This is a genomic window from Streptomyces triculaminicus (assembly GCF_017349075.1).
Classification (GTDB): domain Bacteria; phylum Actinomycetota; class Actinomycetes; order Streptomycetales; family Streptomycetaceae; genus Streptomyces; species Streptomyces triculaminicus.
Map to the genome: position 1 here is coordinate 2,131,284 of NZ_JAFMOF010000001.1, position 16,817 is coordinate 2,148,100.

15 protein-coding genes and 1 riboswitch are annotated in these 16,817 nt (G+C 73.1%); of the genes, 8 read left to right on the plus strand and 7 right to left on the minus strand.

The genetic code is table 11. The features are described from left to right. Positions 1–204: 204 nt before the first annotated feature. The gene (locus J1792_RS09940) at positions 205–480 is read right to left on the minus strand and encodes a MoaD/ThiS family protein (RefSeq protein WP_086568507.1); all 276 of its coding nucleotides are present in this window, start codon (positions 478–480) and stop codon (positions 205–207) included. A 101-nt stretch (positions 481–581) separates the two neighbouring features. Then, positions 582–1,874 (minus strand): threonine synthase, encoded by a 1,293-nt coding sequence (thrC, locus tag J1792_RS09945; protein ID WP_086568508.1) that lies wholly within the window; start codon positions 1,872–1,874, stop codon positions 582–584. 17 nt (positions 1,875–1,891) lie between these two features. Then, positions 1,892–2,035, minus strand: a riboswitch (SAM riboswitch). A 197-nt stretch (positions 2,036–2,232) separates the two neighbouring features. On the opposite strand from thrC, the gene J1792_RS09950 reads away from it, so the two are divergent. Continuing rightward, positions 2,233–3,180: a glucosyl-3-phosphoglycerate synthase gene (locus J1792_RS09950; RefSeq protein WP_086568510.1), complete on the plus strand. Its 948-nt coding sequence runs from the start codon at positions 2,233–2,235 to the stop codon at positions 3,178–3,180. 41 nt (positions 3,181–3,221) lie between these two features. Next, positions 3,222–4,697, plus strand: coding sequence for an alpha,alpha-trehalose-phosphate synthase (UDP-forming) (locus J1792_RS09955; RefSeq protein ID WP_207247031.1), 1,476 nt, complete (start codon positions 3,222–3,224; stop codon positions 4,695–4,697). 83 nt (positions 4,698–4,780) lie between these two features. Here the strand turns inward: J1792_RS09955 and otsB are convergent, their stop codons facing one another. The 3 genes from otsB to J1792_RS09970 form a co-directional block, all read right to left on the minus strand. Continuing rightward, positions 4,781–5,620, minus strand: a complete 840-nt coding sequence (gene otsB, locus J1792_RS09960; protein WP_086568514.1) for a trehalose-phosphatase — start codon at positions 5,618–5,620, stop codon at positions 4,781–4,783. A 103-nt stretch (positions 5,621–5,723) separates the two neighbouring features. Continuing rightward, complete coding sequence (locus J1792_RS09965; protein ID WP_086568521.1) at positions 5,724–5,942, minus strand: DUF3263 domain-containing protein; 219 nt, start codon at positions 5,940–5,942, stop codon at positions 5,724–5,726. A 172-nt stretch (positions 5,943–6,114) separates the two neighbouring features. Beyond that, a complete protein-coding gene (locus J1792_RS09970; RefSeq protein ID WP_207247032.1) occupies positions 6,115–7,380 on the minus strand; it encodes an extracellular solute-binding protein in 1,266 nt (421 codons plus the stop codon). A gap of 413 nt (positions 7,381–7,793) precedes the next feature. On the opposite strand from J1792_RS09970, the gene J1792_RS09975 reads away from it, so the two are divergent. The 5 genes from J1792_RS09975 to J1792_RS09995 all read left to right on the plus strand — a co-directional run bounded on the left by J1792_RS09975 (position 7,794) and on the right by J1792_RS09995 (position 12,874). Continuing rightward, a complete protein-coding gene (locus J1792_RS09975) occupies positions 7,794–8,606 on the plus strand; it encodes an SIS domain-containing protein (RefSeq protein WP_242645498.1) in 813 nt (270 codons plus the stop codon). Positions 8,607–8,676: 70 nt separating this feature from the next. Beyond that, positions 8,677–9,654, plus strand: coding sequence for an ROK family protein (locus J1792_RS09980; protein ID WP_207247033.1), 978 nt, complete (start codon positions 8,677–8,679; stop codon positions 9,652–9,654). Then, complete coding sequence (gene nagA / locus J1792_RS09985; protein ID WP_207247034.1) at positions 9,654–10,808, plus strand: N-acetylglucosamine-6-phosphate deacetylase; 1,155 nt, start codon at positions 9,654–9,656, stop codon at positions 10,806–10,808. Before J1792_RS09980 ends, nagA begins: the two co-directional genes overlap by 1 nt. A 125-nt stretch (positions 10,809–10,933) precedes the next feature. Continuing rightward, positions 10,934–11,863: a 1-phosphofructokinase family hexose kinase gene (locus J1792_RS09990; protein WP_207247035.1), complete on the plus strand. Its 930-nt coding sequence runs from the start codon at positions 10,934–10,936 to the stop codon at positions 11,861–11,863. Positions 11,864–12,043: 180 nt separating this feature from the next. Next, a complete protein-coding gene (locus J1792_RS09995) occupies positions 12,044–12,874 on the plus strand; it encodes a class II fructose-bisphosphate aldolase (protein ID WP_207247036.1) in 831 nt (276 codons plus the stop codon). On the opposite strand, the gene J1792_RS10000 is transcribed toward J1792_RS09995, so the two are convergent. Together J1792_RS10000 and cdgB are read right to left on the minus strand one after the other, a co-directional pair. Then, the gene (locus J1792_RS10000) at positions 12,861–13,838 is read right to left on the minus strand and encodes a carbohydrate-binding protein (protein WP_207247037.1); all 978 of its coding nucleotides are present in this window, start codon (positions 13,836–13,838) and stop codon (positions 12,861–12,863) included. The genes J1792_RS09995 and J1792_RS10000 overlap by 14 nt on opposite strands. Before the next feature lie 179 nt (positions 13,839–14,017). Then, on the minus strand, positions 14,018–15,817 hold the full coding sequence (cdgB, locus tag J1792_RS10005; protein WP_086571020.1) for a diguanylate cyclase CdgB: 1,800 nt from the start codon (positions 15,815–15,817) through the stop codon (positions 14,018–14,020). Positions 15,818–16,282: 465 nt separating this feature from the next. Here cdgB and J1792_RS10010 point away from each other — a divergent pair. Continuing rightward, positions 16,283–16,817 (plus strand): flavin reductase family protein (locus J1792_RS10010; protein WP_307842934.1); only part of this gene is annotated, 535 nt, incomplete at its 3' end.

Consider the following 16,817-nt stretch of genomic DNA (forward strand, 5'->3'; position numbering starts at 1 on the left):
CGGGTTCTCATATGCGTTCGGTGCTGACACCGGAGGGGGATCGCCCCAACTGTATCGCGCTTCAACAGACGGAATAGCCCCGTCCGTTTTACGGGCGGGGCTATTCCGGGGACATGCACAGGAACGCTGAGAAAAGCTCAGGCCATTGATTTACGGTTCATCGACGGGCTGTCGAGGCCTGTCGACTGTCCGCCGCAGGCCGGCTCAGCCGCCGGCGACGGCCGGAATGATCGAGACGCCGGCCCCGTCGGGCGTGGCGGCGTCCAGCCCGCCCTCGAAGCGGACGTCGTCGTCGTTGACGTACACGTTGACGAACCGGCGCAGCTTGCCGGCATCGTCGAGCACGCGCGCGGCGATGCCCGGGTGGTTCCGCTCGAGGGAAGCGATGACCTCGGCGAGGGTGGCGCCCTCGGCGGGGACCTCGGCCTGCCCCCCGGTGTAGGTGCGCAGGATGGTGGGGATGCGGACGGAAACGCTCATGGTGACGTCACCTCATGGGTCGGTGAAGGAGTGCGGGCTACGAGCTGCGGGCTGTGAGCTGCGAGCTACTGCTTGCAAAGCCCGGCGGTGCGGGCTACGAGCTACTGCTCGCAAAGCCCGGCGGCGCGGAACGCCTCGAGCGACGGCCGGATCGTCGCCGTCGGCCCGGCCGCCACGGCGTCGAGCGTCTTGAGCCCGTCCCCGGTGTTGAGCACGACCGTGGTCAGCGCCGGGTCGAGCACCCCGCTCTCCAGCAGCTTCCGCGTCACGCCCACCGTCACGCCGCCCGCCGTCTCGGCGAAGATGCCCTCGGTGCGCGCCAGCAGCCTGATCGCGTCCACGATCCGCTCGTCGTCGACGTCCTCGACGGCCCCGCCCGTGCGCCGCGCGATGTCCAGCACGTACGGCCCGTCGGCCGGATTGCCGATCGCCAGGGACTTCGCGATCGTGTCGGGCTTCACCGGGCGCACCACGTCGTGCCCGTCCTTGTACGCCCGCGAGACCGGCGAGCAGCCCTGCGCCTGGGCGCCGAAGATGCGGTACGGGCGGTCCTCGACCAGCCCCAGCGCGATGAGCTCCTTCAGCCCCTTGTCGATCTTCGTCAGCTGCGACCCCGACGCGACCGGCACCACGATCTGGTCCGGCAGCCGCCAGCCCAGCTGCTCGCAGATCTCGTACGCGAGCGTCTTGGAGCCCTCGCCGTAGTACGGGCGCAGGTTGACGTTGACGAAGCCCCAGCCCTCGCCCAGCGGGTCGCCGATCAGCTCGCTGCAGAAGCGGTTGACGTCGTCGTACGTTCCCTCGATGCCCACGAGGTCGCCGCCGTAGACGGCGGCCATGACGACCTTGCCGGCCTCCAGGTCGTGCGGGATGAAGACACAGGAGCGGAAGCCCGCGCGGGCCGCCGCCGCGCCGACCGCCCCGGCGAGGTTGCCGGTCGACGAGCAGGACAGCGTGGTGAAGCCGAAGGCGCGGGCGGCCTCGACGGCGATGGCCACGACGCGGTCCTTGAAGGAGTGCGTGGGGTTGCCGGAGTCGTCCTTGACGTACAACTCCCCCGTCACGCCCAGCTCGGCGGCGAGGTTGTCGGCCTTGACGAGCCGGGTGAGGCCGGGTTCGAGGTTCGGCCGGTCCGCCACGTCGGCGGGGACGGGCAGCAGCGGCGCGTAGCGCCAGATGTTCGCCGGCCCGGACTCGATCCGGCGGCGCAGCGCCTCGGGGTCGCCGGCCGGCAGCTCGTACGCGACCTCGAGCGGACCGAAGCAGGAGGTGCAGGCGAAGGAGGGACCGAGATCGAAGCGCTCGCCGCACTCGCGGCAGGACAGCGCGACGGCGGGTCCGAAGGGGGCGGCAGAAGGTACGGAGGTACGACTTTCAACGGCTTGGACAGCCATGGAGGCGAGGCCCTTTCTCCTCATCTTCCTCGCGGCGTACGTCGCCACGAGACGGAATTGGCACCTTCCCCGCCGGGAGCCTCGCCGAATGAACGGTGAGACCGGCTGGAGGGTTGCCGGGGCTTCAACGGGCCGTGTCCCTCTGCCCCTCTGGATGAGCGGTATGGCGCTGGGCAGGGCCCAGGCATTTGTGCGCGCGACGACCCCGACATGCATCGGGCGCCTGCGTTGTTCAAGACTGTAACGGAAGGGATGGCCGCGTTGGAGGGCCGTCCCGCACCGCGAGACATGCCCCGGCGACGACCGGAACGGTCCCGCCAAGGGTCAACATGACGATCGACACCGAGGAGTCGTACACGTGCTGGAAGAGGTGGAGCGCTGGCTTGCCCGGCGGTCCTGGTCCGCCACCGACCGTCCGCTCGACCAGCTGCTCGCCGCGAAACGCGGCGCGGGCACCACCGTCAGCGTGGTGCTGCCGGCGCTCGACGAGGAGGCGACGGTCGGCGCCATCGTGGCGACGATCCGGCGTGAGCTGATGTCGGACGCCGTTCCGCTGGTGGACGAGCTGGTGGTGGTGGACTCCGGCTCCACGGACCGCACCGCCGAGGTCGCGGCGGCGGCCGGCGCCCGGGTGGTGCACCGCGACGAGATCCTCCCGCGGCTGCCCGCACTGCCCGGCAAGGGCGAGGTGCTGTGGCGGGCGCTGCTGGTCACGACCGGCGACGTCGTCTGCTTCGTGGACGCGGACCTGAAGGACTTCTCCGCCGACTTCGTCTCGGGGATCGTCGGCCCGCTGCTGACCGACCCTGACGTGCACTTCGTCAAGGCGATGTACGACCGTCCGCTCGGCGAGGCGCCGGGGCAGGGCGGCCGGGTGACGGAGCTGGTGGCCCGGCCCCTGCTCAACCTGCACTGGCCGCGGCTGGCGGGCTTCGTCCAGCCGCTCGGCGGCGAGTACGCCGCCCGCCGCGAGCTGCTGGAGCGGCTGCCGTTTCCGGTGGGGTACGGCGTCGAGCTGGGCCTGTTGGTGGACGCGCTGCACACGGTGGGCCTGGACGCGCTCGCCCAGGTGGACGTGGGCGTCCGGCGGCACCGGCACCAGGACGGCCGGGCCCTGGGCCGCATGGCGGCCGCGATCTACCGCACCGCCCAGCTCCGGCTGGCCCGCGGCCATCTGGTGCGCCCGGTGCTCACGCAGTTCGAGCGGACCGAGGAGGGATTCGTGCCGCGCACGTACGCGGTGGACACCGAGGAGCGGCCCCCGATGGCCGAGATACCGGAGTACGCGCAGCGGCATGCCGCGTAAGCGTACGTTTGAGCGGTTCTTCGAAGGGCAAGGCTGCCGTCATGGTCGTTGAGCACACGCACCACGCACCGGAACCGGACGCCGCGCCGATCGTCGTGGCCTCCAACCGGGGGCCCGTGTCGTACCGCCGGGGCGAGGACGGCTCGCTGCTGGCGGGGCGGGGCGGCGGCGGGCTGGTCTCGGGGCTGAGCGCCATAGGCCAGGACGCCGGCGCGGTGTGGGTGTGCGCGGCGCTCGGCGACACCGATCGCGAGGCGGCCCGGCTCGGCGGCCGGCGGCTGCCCGAGGCCGACACCGGCGGCCACCGGGTGCGGATGCTGGACATCGACCCCGCCACGTTCGCCGCCGCGTACAACGGCGTGGCCAACTCCGTGCTGTGGTTCGTCCACCACATGCTGTGGCAGACGCCGCTCGAGCCCGTCTTCGACGGGGCCTTCCGGGCCCAGTGGGAGGCGTACGAGGCGTACAACACCGCCTTCGCGGACGCCATCGCCGAGGAGGCCGCGGAGGGCGCCTCCGTCCTGGTCCAGGACTACCACCTCGTCCTCGTGCCCGGCCTGCTCCGCGCCCGCCGCCCCGACCTGCGCATCGGCCACTTCTCCCACACCCCCTGGGCCCCGCCGGACTACTACCGCCTGCTGCCGGACGACGTCGCCGGGCAGGTCCTGCGCGGCATCCTGGGCGGCGACCGCGCCGGATTCCTGACCCGGCGCTGGGCGGAGGCCTTCGCCGCGTCCTGCGAGGTCGTGCTGCCGGGCGCGGAGGTGACGCGCGAGGACGGGGTCGCCACGTCGGTGACCTTCGAGGGGCGGACGACCCGGCTCGGCGTCCACGGACTGGGCGCGGACGCGGAATTCCTGCGGGAGCGGGCGCACCGCCCGGACGTCGAGGAGCGGCTGGCGGCGCTGCGGCGGCAGATCGGCCCGGGCCGCCGGACGATCGTGCGCGTGGACCGCACCGAGCTGTCGAAGAACATCGTCCGCGGCCTGCTCGCCTACCGCCGCCTGCTGGAGGACCACCCCCACTGGCAGGGCGAGGTCGTGCACATCGCGTTCGCCTACCCCTCCCGGCAGGACCTCGCGGTCTACCGCTCGTACATGGCCGAGGTCGGCCGGGTCGCCCACGAGATCAACACCACGTTCGGCACGGCGGACTGGACGCCGGTCGCCCTGCAGATGGAGGACGACTTCCCCCGCTCGCTGGCCGCCTACCGGCTGGCCGACGTGGCCCTGGTCAACCCGATCCGCGACGGCATGAACCTGGTCGCCAAGGAGGTCCCCGTCGTCTCCGACCACGGCTGCGCGCTGGTGCTCTCGCGCGAGGCGGGCGCGGCGGCCGAGCTGGGCGAGGACGCCCTGATGGTCAACCCCTTCGACGTGGCGGACACCGCCCGCGCGCTGAACGCCGCCCTGCTGATGGACCCCGCCGAGCGCCTGGAGCGCACGAAGCGGCTGGCCGCCGCGGCGACGGCGCTGCCTCCGGCCCGGTGGTTCGTGGACCAGCTGCGCGCGCTGTGACGGGTGGGCCCGCCGCTCCGGCGGGCCCCGCACAGGCCGCGGCGCGGGTGAAAGTCGCAGGAGAAAGGCGCAGGTGAAAGCGGTCAGCCGAGCTTGTCGGCCAGGGCGGACAGCAGGCCCACCACGCCCGCCGGCCCGTCCACGACGAGGTCGGCCCGTTCGGCGAGCGCGGTGACCTCGGCGCTGCCGCTGCACACGAGCGTGCCGGGCACGCCCTCGGCGCGCAGCTTCTCCACCGCGGCGAAGGCGGCGAGGTCACCGAGGTCGTCGCCGGCGTAGAGGACGGATCCGGCGCCGGACTCGCGGACGTACGCGGCGAGGGCGACGCCCTTGTCCATGCCCGGCGGGCGCAGCTCCAGCACCAGCCGCCCGGGCTCGACGATCAGGCCGTGCCGGGCGGCGAGGCCGGCGAGCGGGGCCCGCAGGGCCTCGAAGGCGCGCTCGGGGTCGTCGGCACGCCGAGTGTGGACGGCGACGGCCCGGCCCTTGTCCTCGACCCAGGTGCCGTGCCAGGCGCCCGAGTCGTCGAGCACGCCGGGGAGTTCCGCGCGGACGGCGGCGACGCCGGGGTGCGGGGCGGGGGCGCGCACGGTGCCCGTCACGGCGTCCCAGCGCTCGGCGCCGTAGTGGCCGAGGACGACGAGGCGCTCCAGCCCGGGGGCTCCGGCGAACCCGCCGAGGCGCACCGCGGCCCCGGCCGGGCGGCCCGTGATCACGGCGGCGGAGCCCAGGCGCGGCGCCAGCCGGGCGAGGGCCTGGACGGCGCCGGGGTGGGCGCGGGCCCGTTCCGGGTCCGGGACGATGGCGGCGAGGGTGCCGTCGAAGTCGAGTGCGACGACCGCCCGTTCGGGTCGCGCGAGCAGCGCGGCCAGTCCGTCGCGGCCGGCGGCGGTCACGGGTTCCGGGAGGGGGTGGCTGCCCATACGGCCGACCCTACCGGGGCGTCCGCCGCCGGGACGGGCAGTTGTACGGGTTCGCGACGCCGGCCCGGATCTCGGCCGGCCCGGATCTCAGCCGGCCCGGATCTCAGCGGCGCGCGCGCCGCTCGTCCCGCAGCCGCCGCAGCCGGTTGACCGTGACGGGGTCGTGGGCGAGGGCGCGCGGGTCGTCGAGGAGGGCGTTGAGCAGCTGGTAGTAGCGGGTCGGGGTGATGCCGAGGCGCTCGCGGACGGCGCGTTCCTTGGCGCCGGGGCCGGGCCAGGACTGCCGCTCGAGGGCGAGCACGGCACGGTCCGCCTCGGGCAGCCCGCCGGACCCGGCGTCGGCCGGGGCCTCGGCCCCGGCCTCGTACTCGGCCTCATGTCCGGCCTCGTCCTCGTGCCCGTGCTCGGCCTCATGCTCGGGCTCGTCCTCATGCCCGTGCCCGGGCTCGCGCTCGTCCTCGCGCCCGGGCTCGTCCTGTGCCATACCGGCCAACCTAGCGGTCCGAGCGGTCCGCGAGCTCGGTGGCGTTCGCCTCGCGCTGGATCTCGCCGAGCACGGCGGCGGGGTCGCCGCCCTTCTGCACGGCCGCGCCGATCTTCTCCTTGACGGTCTTGCTGACCGAGGCCCAGGAGGTCTTGCTGACCGGGTAGAGCTCGGCGGCCTGGCGCAGCGGCTTGAGGAACTGCCACAGGTCGCTGTTGGCGCGGCTCTCCTCCATCGCGTCGGCGGCGCTGGTGGTCACCGGCAGCAGCTTGTACTGCGTGGTGAACGACAGCACGTTGTCCTTGCTGAAGATGAAGTCGAGGAAGGTGCCGATCTCGTCGCGGTGGCCGTTCTTCTTGAACGCCATGATCCAGTCGGCGACGCCCATGGTCGACTTGGAGGGGCCCTTGATGCCCGGCAGCGGCGCCATGTCGAACTCGATGTGGCCGGCCTGGGCCTGCTGCATCAGGGTGGGGTGGCCGTTGAGCATGCCGACCTCGCCCTTGCAGAAGGCGTCGAAGACGTCCTGCCGGTTGGTGCGCGCGGGGTTGCCGGGACCGGTGAGGCCCTGGCCGACCATCTCGTCGCGCAGCCAGGTGAAGGCCTTGACGTTCTCCGGCGAGTCGATCAGGTAGGAGCCGTTCTGGTCGGTGTAGCCACCGCCCGCGCTCAGCATCCACATCATCGTCTCGGCGGGCGCTTCCTCGGGGCCCAGCGGCAGGCCGAAAGGTATCTTCACGCCGATGGCGTGGAGCTTCTTCGCGGCGGACTGGATCTCGTCCCAGTTCTCCGGCGCCTTGGCGATGCCGGCCTTGGCGAACAGCTTCTTGTTGAAGAAGAGCAGGCGGGTGCTGGAGACGAACGGGATGCCGTACTGCACCCGGTGCACCTCGCCGGCCTTGGCGAGGGAGGCGATGATGTCGGCCTGGGTGGGGATGGAGAGCATCTGGTCGGCGCTGTAGAGCTTGCCGGCCGCGGCGAAGTCGGCGTACGCGCCGATCTGCGCGAGGTCGGGGGCCTTGCCCTTGGCCACCATGTCGGCGACCCGCTTGTCGACCTCGGTCCAGCTGTAGACCTCGACGTCTACCTTGATCTTGCTGTGCTGCTTCTGGAACTCACGGACCAGGCCCTCCCAGTACTTCCGGGAGCTGTTGGCTTCCTTGTCGCCGTAGTCGGCGGCCACGAGCTTCAGCCGCGTGTCGCCACCGGGGGTGTCGGCCCCGCACCCGGTCAGCACCGGTGCCAACGCCGTCGTGGCGGCTCCCGCCGCCGTCATGCCCAAGAACCGCCGCCGCTGCACTACTGCTACCCACCTTGTGGTTCGTGTGTTCGTCCCGTGGAGACCGTGAGTCTCTCCCGCGCGCCACCTTACGGTCTACGGCGACGGGGTTGCGCTTCGGTATCGCCGTAGGGCTCTTCCCCCAGGTCACAGGCGACTGCTATGCACGGGGCGACCGCTTTCGTCGCACGACCGCACCGCGAGGAGCACCCAGCGCATGAAGCCGTCCCCTTCTCCGGCCCCCTCCCCGTCCCCCTCTCCGGCCCCTTCCTCCTCCCCCCCTGACCGCCCGGGAGCTGGCCACCCAGCCCGGCAGCTGGCGCCGCGCCGCCGAGGCCGCGGCGAGCGCCCCGGGGCTGCCGCGCCCGGACGAACGGGTCGCCGTGACCGGCTGCGGCACGTCGTGGTTCATGGCGCAGGCCTACGCGGCGCTGCGCGAGGCGTCCGGGCAGGGCGAGACGGACGCCTTCCCCGCCTCGGAGTTCCCGGTCTCGCGCACGTACGACCGGCTCGTGGTGATCACCCGGTCCGGGACGACGACCGAGGTGCTCGACCTGGTCGGCGAGGTGCGCGAGCGGTGGGAGGTGCTGGCGCTGACCGCCGACCCCGCGACGCCCGTGATGCGGGCGGCGGACGACGTGGCGGTGCTGGACTGGGCGGACGAGGAGTCCGTCGTGCAGACGCGCTTCGCGACCACCGCGCTCGCCTTCCTCCGCGCGGGCCTGGAGAGGGACGGCCGGCTGCCGGCGGGGGTGCGGACGGTGGCCGAGGCGGCGACGGACGCCGAGCGCGCGCTCGCCGAGCCGCTGCCGGCCGCCGCGCTCGCCGCCGAGCAGTGGACGTTCCTGGGCGCCGGCTGGGCGTACGGGCTCGCGCAGGAGGCGGCCCTGAAGATGCGCGAGGCGGCGGGGGCGTGGACGGAGGCGTACCCGGCGATGGAGTACCGCCACGGCCCGATAGCGGTCAGCGCGCCGGGCCGGGTGACCTGGGCGTTCGGCCCGCTGCCGGACGGGCTTGCGGACGACGTCGCGAAGGCGGGCGGGACGCTGGTCGGCGGCACGCCGGCCGGGGGCACTCCGGTCGGCGGGGGTGCCGACGACGGCGAGGACCCGATGGCGTCGCTGGTCCGCGCCCAGCGCCTGGCGGTGGCCATCGCCGAGGCCCGGGGCCTGAACCCGGACGCGCCCCGGAACCTGACCCGCAGCGTGATCCTCACCCCCTAGCGCCCTGCGCCGCGCCACGCACCGGCGAGTGGACTAGACCTTTCGCACCCCGACGGGCGAAACTACCGGGGTGAAACACGTCATCGCCCTCGATGTGGGCGGAACCGGAATCAAGGCCGCCCTCGTCGGCGCCGACGGCGCGCTCCTGCACGAGGCGCGCCGCCCGACCGGCCGTGACCGGGGCCCCGACGCCGTCGTGGCCGGCATCCTCGACTTCGCGGCCGAGCTCCAGGCGCTCGGCCGCGAGCGCTTCGGCACCGCCGCCCGCGCCGCCGGCGCGGCCGTCCCCGGCATCGTGGACGCCGCCGCCGGCACGGCGGTCTACTCCGCCAACCTCGGCTGGCGCGACCTGCCCCTGCGGGACCTCCTCGCCGCCCGGCTCGGCGGCATACCCGTGGCGCTGGGCCACGACGTGCGCACCGGCGGCGTGGCCGAGGGCCGGATCGGCGCCGGCAAGGGCGCCGACCGCTTCCTGTTCGTCCCGCTGGGCACCGGCATAGCGGGCGCCATCGGCATCGACGGCCGCATCGAGGAAGGCGCCCACGGCTACGCGGGCGAGATCGGCCACATCGTCGTACGCCCCGGCCCGGACGGCGTCGCCTGCGGCTGCGGCGGCCGCGGCTGCCTGGAGACGCTCGCCTCCGCCTCCGCCGTCTCCCGCGCCTGGGCGGCGGCGAGCGGCGACGCCCACGCCGACGCCGCCGACTGCGCCCGGGCCGTCGAGTCCGGCGACCCGCGCGCCCGCGCGGTCTGGCAGCACGCCATCGACGCCCTCGCCGACGGCCTGGTCATCGCCGTCAGCCTGCTGGACCCGCGCACGCTGATCATCGGCGGCGGGCTCGCCGAGGCCGGCGAGACGCTGTTCGCGCCGCTGCGCGCGGCGGTCGCGGAACGCGTCACCTTCCGCAAGCTCCCCCACATCGTCCCCGCGGCCCTCGGGGACGCCGCCGGCTGCCTGGGCGCGGGCCTGCTCGCCTGGGACCTTCTCGCCACGCGCACGACAGCCCCGCGCACGACGGCCACGCACACAACGGAGGTATCCCCCTGATGGTCGAACGAACGGTTCTCGCCGGCGCCCGCGTGGTGCTGCCGACCGGCGTGGCGGAAGGGGGCCGCGTCACGATCGAGGGCGGGCGCATCGCGCACGACGCGCCGGCGGAGGCCCCCACGCTGGACCTCACCGGCCACACGATCGTCCCCGGCTTCGTCGACACCCACGTGCACGGCGGCGGCGGGGCGTCCTTCTCCGCCGGTACGGCCGAGGAGGCGCTCACCGCGATCCGTACGCACCGCGCGCACGGCACCACCACGATGATCGCCTCCACCGTCACCGGTGACCTGGACGACCTCGCCCGGCAGGCGGCGGTCCTCTCCGAACTGGCCGAGCAGGGCGACCTCGCGGGCATCCACTTCGAGGGCCCGTTCATCTCCCCCCACCGCTGCGGCGCCCACCAGCCGGGCCTCCTGCGCGACCCGGACCCGGCGGACGTGCGCAAGCTCGTCGACGCGGCGCGCGGCACGGCCCGCATGATGACGCTCGCCCCGGAGCTGCCCGGCGGCCTGGACTCCGTCCGCATGCTCGCCGACCACGGCGTGATCGCCGCCGTCGGCCACACCGACTCCACCTACGAGGCGACCCTCGAGGCCATCGACGCCGGCGCGACCGTCGCCACCCACCTCTTCAACGCCATGCCCGCGCTCCAGCACCGCGCCCCCGGCCCCATCGCGGCCCTGCTGGAGGACGAGCGCGTCACCGTCGAGCTCATCAACGACGGCACCCACCTCCACCCCTCCGTCCTGGAGCTGGCGTTCGCCCGGGCCGGCGCCGACCGGGTCGCGTTCATCACCGACGCGATGGGCGCGGCCGGTATGAACGACGGCATGTACTTCCTCGGCCCCATGGGCGTGGAGGTCAAGGACGGCGTGGCCCGCATCGCCGACGGCCCGACGGCCGGCTCGATCGCCGGCTCGACGCTCACCCTGGACACGGCCTTCAAGCGCGCCGTGACCGTCGACCGGCTCCCGCTCGAGGACGCGGTACGAGCGCTGTCCACCACTCCCGCGCGCCTCCTCGGCCTGTCCGACCGCATCGGCTCGCTGGAGCCGGGCAAGGACGCCGACCTGGTCGTCCTCGACGACTCGTACGACCTGGTGGGCGTCATGCGCAAGGGCGAATGGCTGGTCGGTCCCGAAGTGCGGTGATTGTCCCCCGATTTGGGGCACGGCGGCAGGTCCGGAGGTCTGGGCCTGCCGCCGCTGTTTTGGCATGATCGCTGGCGCGGTCCGTCCCGTGGCCCCAACTCCCCCGGTCGAGAAAAGAGGCGCCGATGATCCTCACGGTCACCCTCAACGCCGCGCTCGATCTCACCTACCGCGTACCGCACCTGCGCCCACAGGCCGAGCACCGCGTCCCGCCCGCCGTCGAACGCCCCGGCGGCAAAGGCCTGAACGTCGCCCGCGTCCTGGCCTCACTGGGCCACGAGACCGTGGCCACCGGCCTCGCCGGCGGCGCGACCGGAGAGACCGTCCGCACACTGCTCGCCGAGACCACCGTCACCGACGAGTTCGTCCGCATCACCGGCCCCACCCGCCGCACGGTCGCCGTCGTCGACGCCTCGGCCGGCGACACCACCCGGCTCAACGAGACCGGCCCCGACGTCACCCCCGCCGAATGGGCCGCCTTCGACGACCGCTACACCCATCTCCTGCGCGACGCCCGGGCCGTGGCCCTGTGCGGCAGCCTCCCGCCGGGCGTTCCCGTAGGGGCGTACGCCCACCTCGTACGCGCCGCCCGCGCCCGGCGCATACCGGTGCTGCTGGACACCAGCGGCGAACCGCTGCGCCGCGGCATCGCCGCCCGCCCCGACGTCGTCAAGCCCAACGCCGCCGAACTCGCCGCCCTCACCGGCACCACCGACCCCCTGCGCGCCGCCGTCGCCGCCCGCCGCCGGGGCGCCCACGCCGTCGCCGCGTCCCTGGGCCCCGACGGCATGCTTGCCCTCACCCCCGACGGCACCTGGCGCGCCACCCCGCCGAAGCCCTTGCCGGGCAACCCGACGGGGGCGGGCGACTCGGCGGTGGCGGGCCTGCTCTCGGGCTGGGCCGAAGGCCTTGCCTGGCCCGAACGCCTGGCCCGGGCCGTGGCCTTGTCGGCGGCGACGGTGGCCGCACCGGCGGCGGGCGAGTACGACGCGACGATGTACGAGAGGCTGCTGGGGCAGGTGAAGGTCAGCCCTCTCAGCCCGTCCGGCGCCTGACCATTCAGCCCGTCCGGCGCTTGAGGACACAGCAGGCCCGTCCGGCGTTTGAGGACACAGCAGGCCCGCAGGCCCACCCCGGTCACGGCCCCCACCCAGCCCGTCCGGCGTTTGAGGACAAAGGGGGTCCGGGGCACAGCCCCGGTTACGGGAAGGGGCGGGGTGGGGGAAAGAACCCTCATGCCACTCACCCGCACCGCAGACCTCATGAACACAGGCGCAGCCGTCGCGGCCTTCAACGTCATCACCCTCGAACACGCCGAGGCCATCGCCACCGGAGCCGAAGCCGCAGGCGCCCCGGCCATCCTCCAGATCTCCGAGAACGCCGTCCGCTTCCACGGCGGCGACCTCGCCCCCCTCGCCGCCGCCACGGCCGCAGTGGCCCGCGCCTCGAGCGCCCGCCTCGCGCTCCACCTCGACCACGTCGAGAGCACGGACCTGCTGCACGCCGCGTCGGCGCACGACTTCGGCTCGGTGATGTTCGACGCGTCGAAGCTCCCGTACGGGGACAACGTCAAGGCCACGGCGGCGGCGGTCCGTTGGGGCCACGAACGCGGCATCTGGGTCGAGGCGGAACTGGGCCGCATCGGCGGCAAGGCGGGCGACGCCCACACCCCGGGCGTACGCACGGACCCGGCCGAGGCGGCGGCCTACGTCGCGGACACGGGCGTCGACGCCCTGGCCGTGGCGGTCGGCAGCACCCACGCGATGACCGAGCGCACGGCCACCCTCGACCACGCCCTGATCACCGCCCTACGCGAGGCGGCCGGCGTACCGCTCGTCCTCCACGGCTCCTCGGGCGTACCCGAGGCCGAGCTCCGGCGCGCGGTGGCGGCCGGCATGACGAAGATCAACGTCGGTACGGCCCTGAACACGGCGTACACGACGGCGGTGAGGACCTACCTCGACACCCACCCCACCACGGTCGACCCGCGCAGGTACCTGGTCCCTGCGCGGGAGGCGATGGCGGAGACGGTGGCGGCGTTCCTACGGGCCGTCAGCCCGGGGTGACCCACACCTGGTCGAGGTGAACGTCACACTTGTTGCCGGGCTCGCAGGAGAGCTTGATGGTGTTGGTGCCCTTGTTCAACTTCACGTTGGACCAAGTCGTCTGCCACCCCTCCCACTCGCCATCCTTCAGCCCACCAAAGTTGTGCAATCGGATGGCTCGAGTGTCGCCCTTGCCATTGGCGCCAATGGTGAGCTCAGCATCCTTGCCCGGAACGCCGTAGTGGACGTACAGCCGGTATTGACGAGTTTCATCGACGTCAACCGTCCACTCGACGGCGGCACCCACTTGGTTCATGCCGGCGATGTAAGTGCCATCCGCAGCATCCGCGCCCTTCACGATCTTCTCCGTGGTGGCGCCTCCGCTCAGCCGCAGGCTGGCCGCGTCGCGCTTCTTCTGCCCGTTGGCGGAAGGATTCTTGGCGGGGTCGTCCTTCTTTTCCTTTTCCTTCTTCTTCTCGGAGTCGTCGGGCTTGCCCGAGTCGTCCGTGACGACCTTGCCGCTGTCACCGCCGGCGTTGGTGCCCTTGTCGTCCGAGCTGTTGGTCATGACCGCCACGCCGATGCCGCCGGCGACGACCGCGACAACGGCTATCGCCGCTATCAGCAGCCCGCGGCGCTTGGGCCGGTCGGACGCGCCGTGGCCGCCGTGGGAGCCGCGGCCGGTGCCCGCGCCCGCGCCGGCGCCCGGGCCGGAGGGGGCGGGTGCGCCGCCCGGCAGGGTCTCGGGGGCGGAGTAGTGGGGGTGCTGCGGCTGCTGGGCGCGCTGCGCGGCGGGCTGCTGGCCGTACTGACGGGAGCCGACCGGGCGTACCTGGTTGTACGACGTGCGCGGGACACCCGGCTGGCGGGCGGCGGTCTGCTGCTGGCCGCCCTCGGTGGCCCCGTCGCCGCCTTCCGAGCGGTACAGGTAGCCGAACGGGTCGTCGTTCTCCGGCGTACCGGTGCCGTTGTTACCGGCCGTCATCCCCTGTCACTCCCCACATGGTGTGCCCATCGGCGCCCACGCTCCTATGCGCCGAAACCGTGGCTTTCGAGGCCGGGGCGGCGACCACGGTCGGCGGCGGTGCCGCATCGGCGCAGCCTACCCCGAGCCGACGGGATCACGCCGTGGTCCAGACCTCACGAAGAGGTGCAAACCAGCCCTCACCCGGCGCGTCTGCCCGCCTTCGCACGCGACCGTTTCTCTATGTACATCCGCTGGTCGGCGGAGTGCAGCACCTCGTCGGCGGACATTCCGCAACCGGCCCAGCCGATTCCGAAACTCGCCCCCACCCGGACGGCCCGCCCGTCGACCCTTATGGGTGGAATGATCGCATTGCGCAGCCGGGCCGCGAGATCCTCGGCGTCGGCCTGGCCCAGGCCGTCGGCCAGCACCACGAACTCGTCGCCGCCGAGACGCGCCACCGTGTCGCCGTCGCGGACGCCGTTGCTCAGCCGGTGGGCCACCTCGATCAGGACGGCGTCGCCGGTGTGGTGCCCGAAGCGGTCGTTGATCGACTTGAAGCCGTCGAGGTCGCAGAAGAGGACGGCCAGCCCCTTGGCGCCGTCGTCGGCGCCCTCGTCGGGGGCGATGGTGTGCTCGTGGTGGTCGTACGCCCCCGTGGTCATCCCGGGCAGGCTTCCGAAGTCGTCCGGCACGAAGTCGGGACCGGTGTCGGAGCCGAAGCCGTGCCCGTGCGGTACGGGGCCGTGCCCGTGCGGTACGGGCTCGCCGACGCGGCCGAGGGCGTGGGCGGCGTGTCCGGCGTGGGCGTGCCCGGCGAAGGCGGCCACGCCCGCGGCGCTCTCCACCTCCGCGAAGGCGTCCAGGTGGCCGTACGGGCCGACGGCCGCCGTGGCGTGCGCCTCGCTGCCGGGCGGGCGGGCGCACAGCCGGCTGCTGAGGCGGGAGCGCAGCTCGGCGCTGTTGGGCAGGCCGGTCAGGGAGTCGTGGCTGGCGCGGTGGGCGAGCTGCAGCTCGTGCCGCTTGCGCTCCTCGATGTCCTCGACGTGGGTGAGCAGGAAGCGCGGCCCGTCGGCGGCGTCGGCGACCACGGAGTTGCGCAGCGAGACCCAGACGAACGTGCCGTCGCGGCGGGCCAGGCGCAGCTCCGCGCGCCCGCCCTCGGCCGAGGTGCGCAGGAGGGTGCCGACGTCCTCGGGGTGGACCAGGTCGGAGAACGAGTAGCGGCGCATCTGGGACGCCGAGCGGCCGAGCAGCCGGCACAGGGCGTCATTGGTGCGGTGCAGCCGGCCGTGCTGGTCGCCGCCCAGTTCGGCGATGGCCATGCCGCTGGGCGCGTACTCGAAGGCCTGGCGAAAGCTTTCCTCGCTGGCACGCAGCGCCTGCTGTTCCCGCTCGAGTCGGACCAGGGCGCGTTGCATGTTTGCGCGTAGACGAGCGTTACTGATCGCAATCGCGGCCTGCGACGCATACATCTGGAGAGCCTCGCGGCCCCAGGCCCCCGGCCTGCGGCCGTTGGTCGGTTTATCGACCGAGATCACGCCGAGCAGCTCTCCGCCGGACGGCCCGGTCGTGTACATCGGGGCGAACAGGCGGTCCATCGGATGCCACTCGTGGACGAAGCGCGGGGCGCTGCCGCCGGTGTGCCACTGAGGCACGTCGTCGTCGTCGAGGACCCAGCCCTCGGTGTACGGAATGAACCGCAGGTCGCCCCAGTGCTCGCCCATCGCCAGGCGCCGCTCCCAGGACACCCGGGAGCCCACCCGGCCCGCCATCAGGGCCTCGGCGCTGGCGCTTCCCGCCACCGCCGCCACGACCAGATCACCGTCCGGTCGTACGAGATTCACGGCCGAGAGCTCATAGCCGAGCCCGGTCACGATGCCGTCCGCGACGGTCTGCAGCGTGTCCGCGAGGCTGCGCGCGGTGTTCAGTTCCGCGATCGCCCGGTGCACCTGTCGCAAGGTCGCCAGGCGGACGTACGGCTCCGACTCGGTCTCCATAGCTCGCTCTCCCCCGAGACCTCGACAGCAACTCCAGGCTTCTTGTTCGTCCGTTTACCGGGCCACTGAATCACAGCGAGCTGACCACTCGGTACACAGGGTCAACAATTACCGCCCTCTGTGACTCATGTCACATGATGTGATGGTGTTCCAATACTGGCGTTCGACTGCAGCTCTATGCTTCCTGAACGCAAATCCGGCGGCCTGCGGATGTCACTTCCGGGGCGATTTCCTGATCCATTCGCAGCAGTTCGACGGCGCTTTACCGGCGGTTCCCAGCCGCTTTCCCGCTGCTTTCCGGGGCCTTCTTGGCCTCCTCGCGACCGCTCGGCCCGGCTTCCCGATCATTTCCGCAGGTAACGGACGCCTCGCCGCGCTCCGCCGCCGTACGGTGCCTGGACCTAGGACCCGTCTGGTCCCCCAGCCCGATGCGGGCCGCACCCGGGTGCGGCTAGCGTGCTGAGCGTGTTGCAGACGACTTCGCCCACAGAGACCGGCATAGCTCATCCTGAAGGGGTGACCGCCGACGAATTCCGTGCCGCCCTCGCCCGCCTCGCCGCGGGCGTCGTGCTGGTGACCGCGCACGACCCCGAGGACGGTCCGCGCGGCGAGGACGTCGGCATGACGGCCACCGCCTTCCTGTCCGTCTCCCTCGACCCGCCGCTGGTCATGGTGAGCGTCCGCGACGGCTCCCGCATGGACGACCTCCTCGAGCGCCAGGAGCTGTGGGGCGTCTCGGTGCTCTCCGAGAGCCAGCGCCACATCGCGGGCCGCTTCGCCATGAAGGGCCGCATCAGCGACCGGCTGCTCTTCGAGGACATCCCCTACGAGCGCGGCAAGGAGACGGACGCGCCGCTGGTGCGGGGTGCGCTGTCGGTGCTGGAGTGCCGGACCGAGCAGCGGGTGGCGGCCGGGGACCACACGCTCGTCATCGGCCGGGTGCTGCGGGCGGACACGCCCAGCACGGAGAGCGGTCCGCTGACGTACTTCCGGGGGCGGT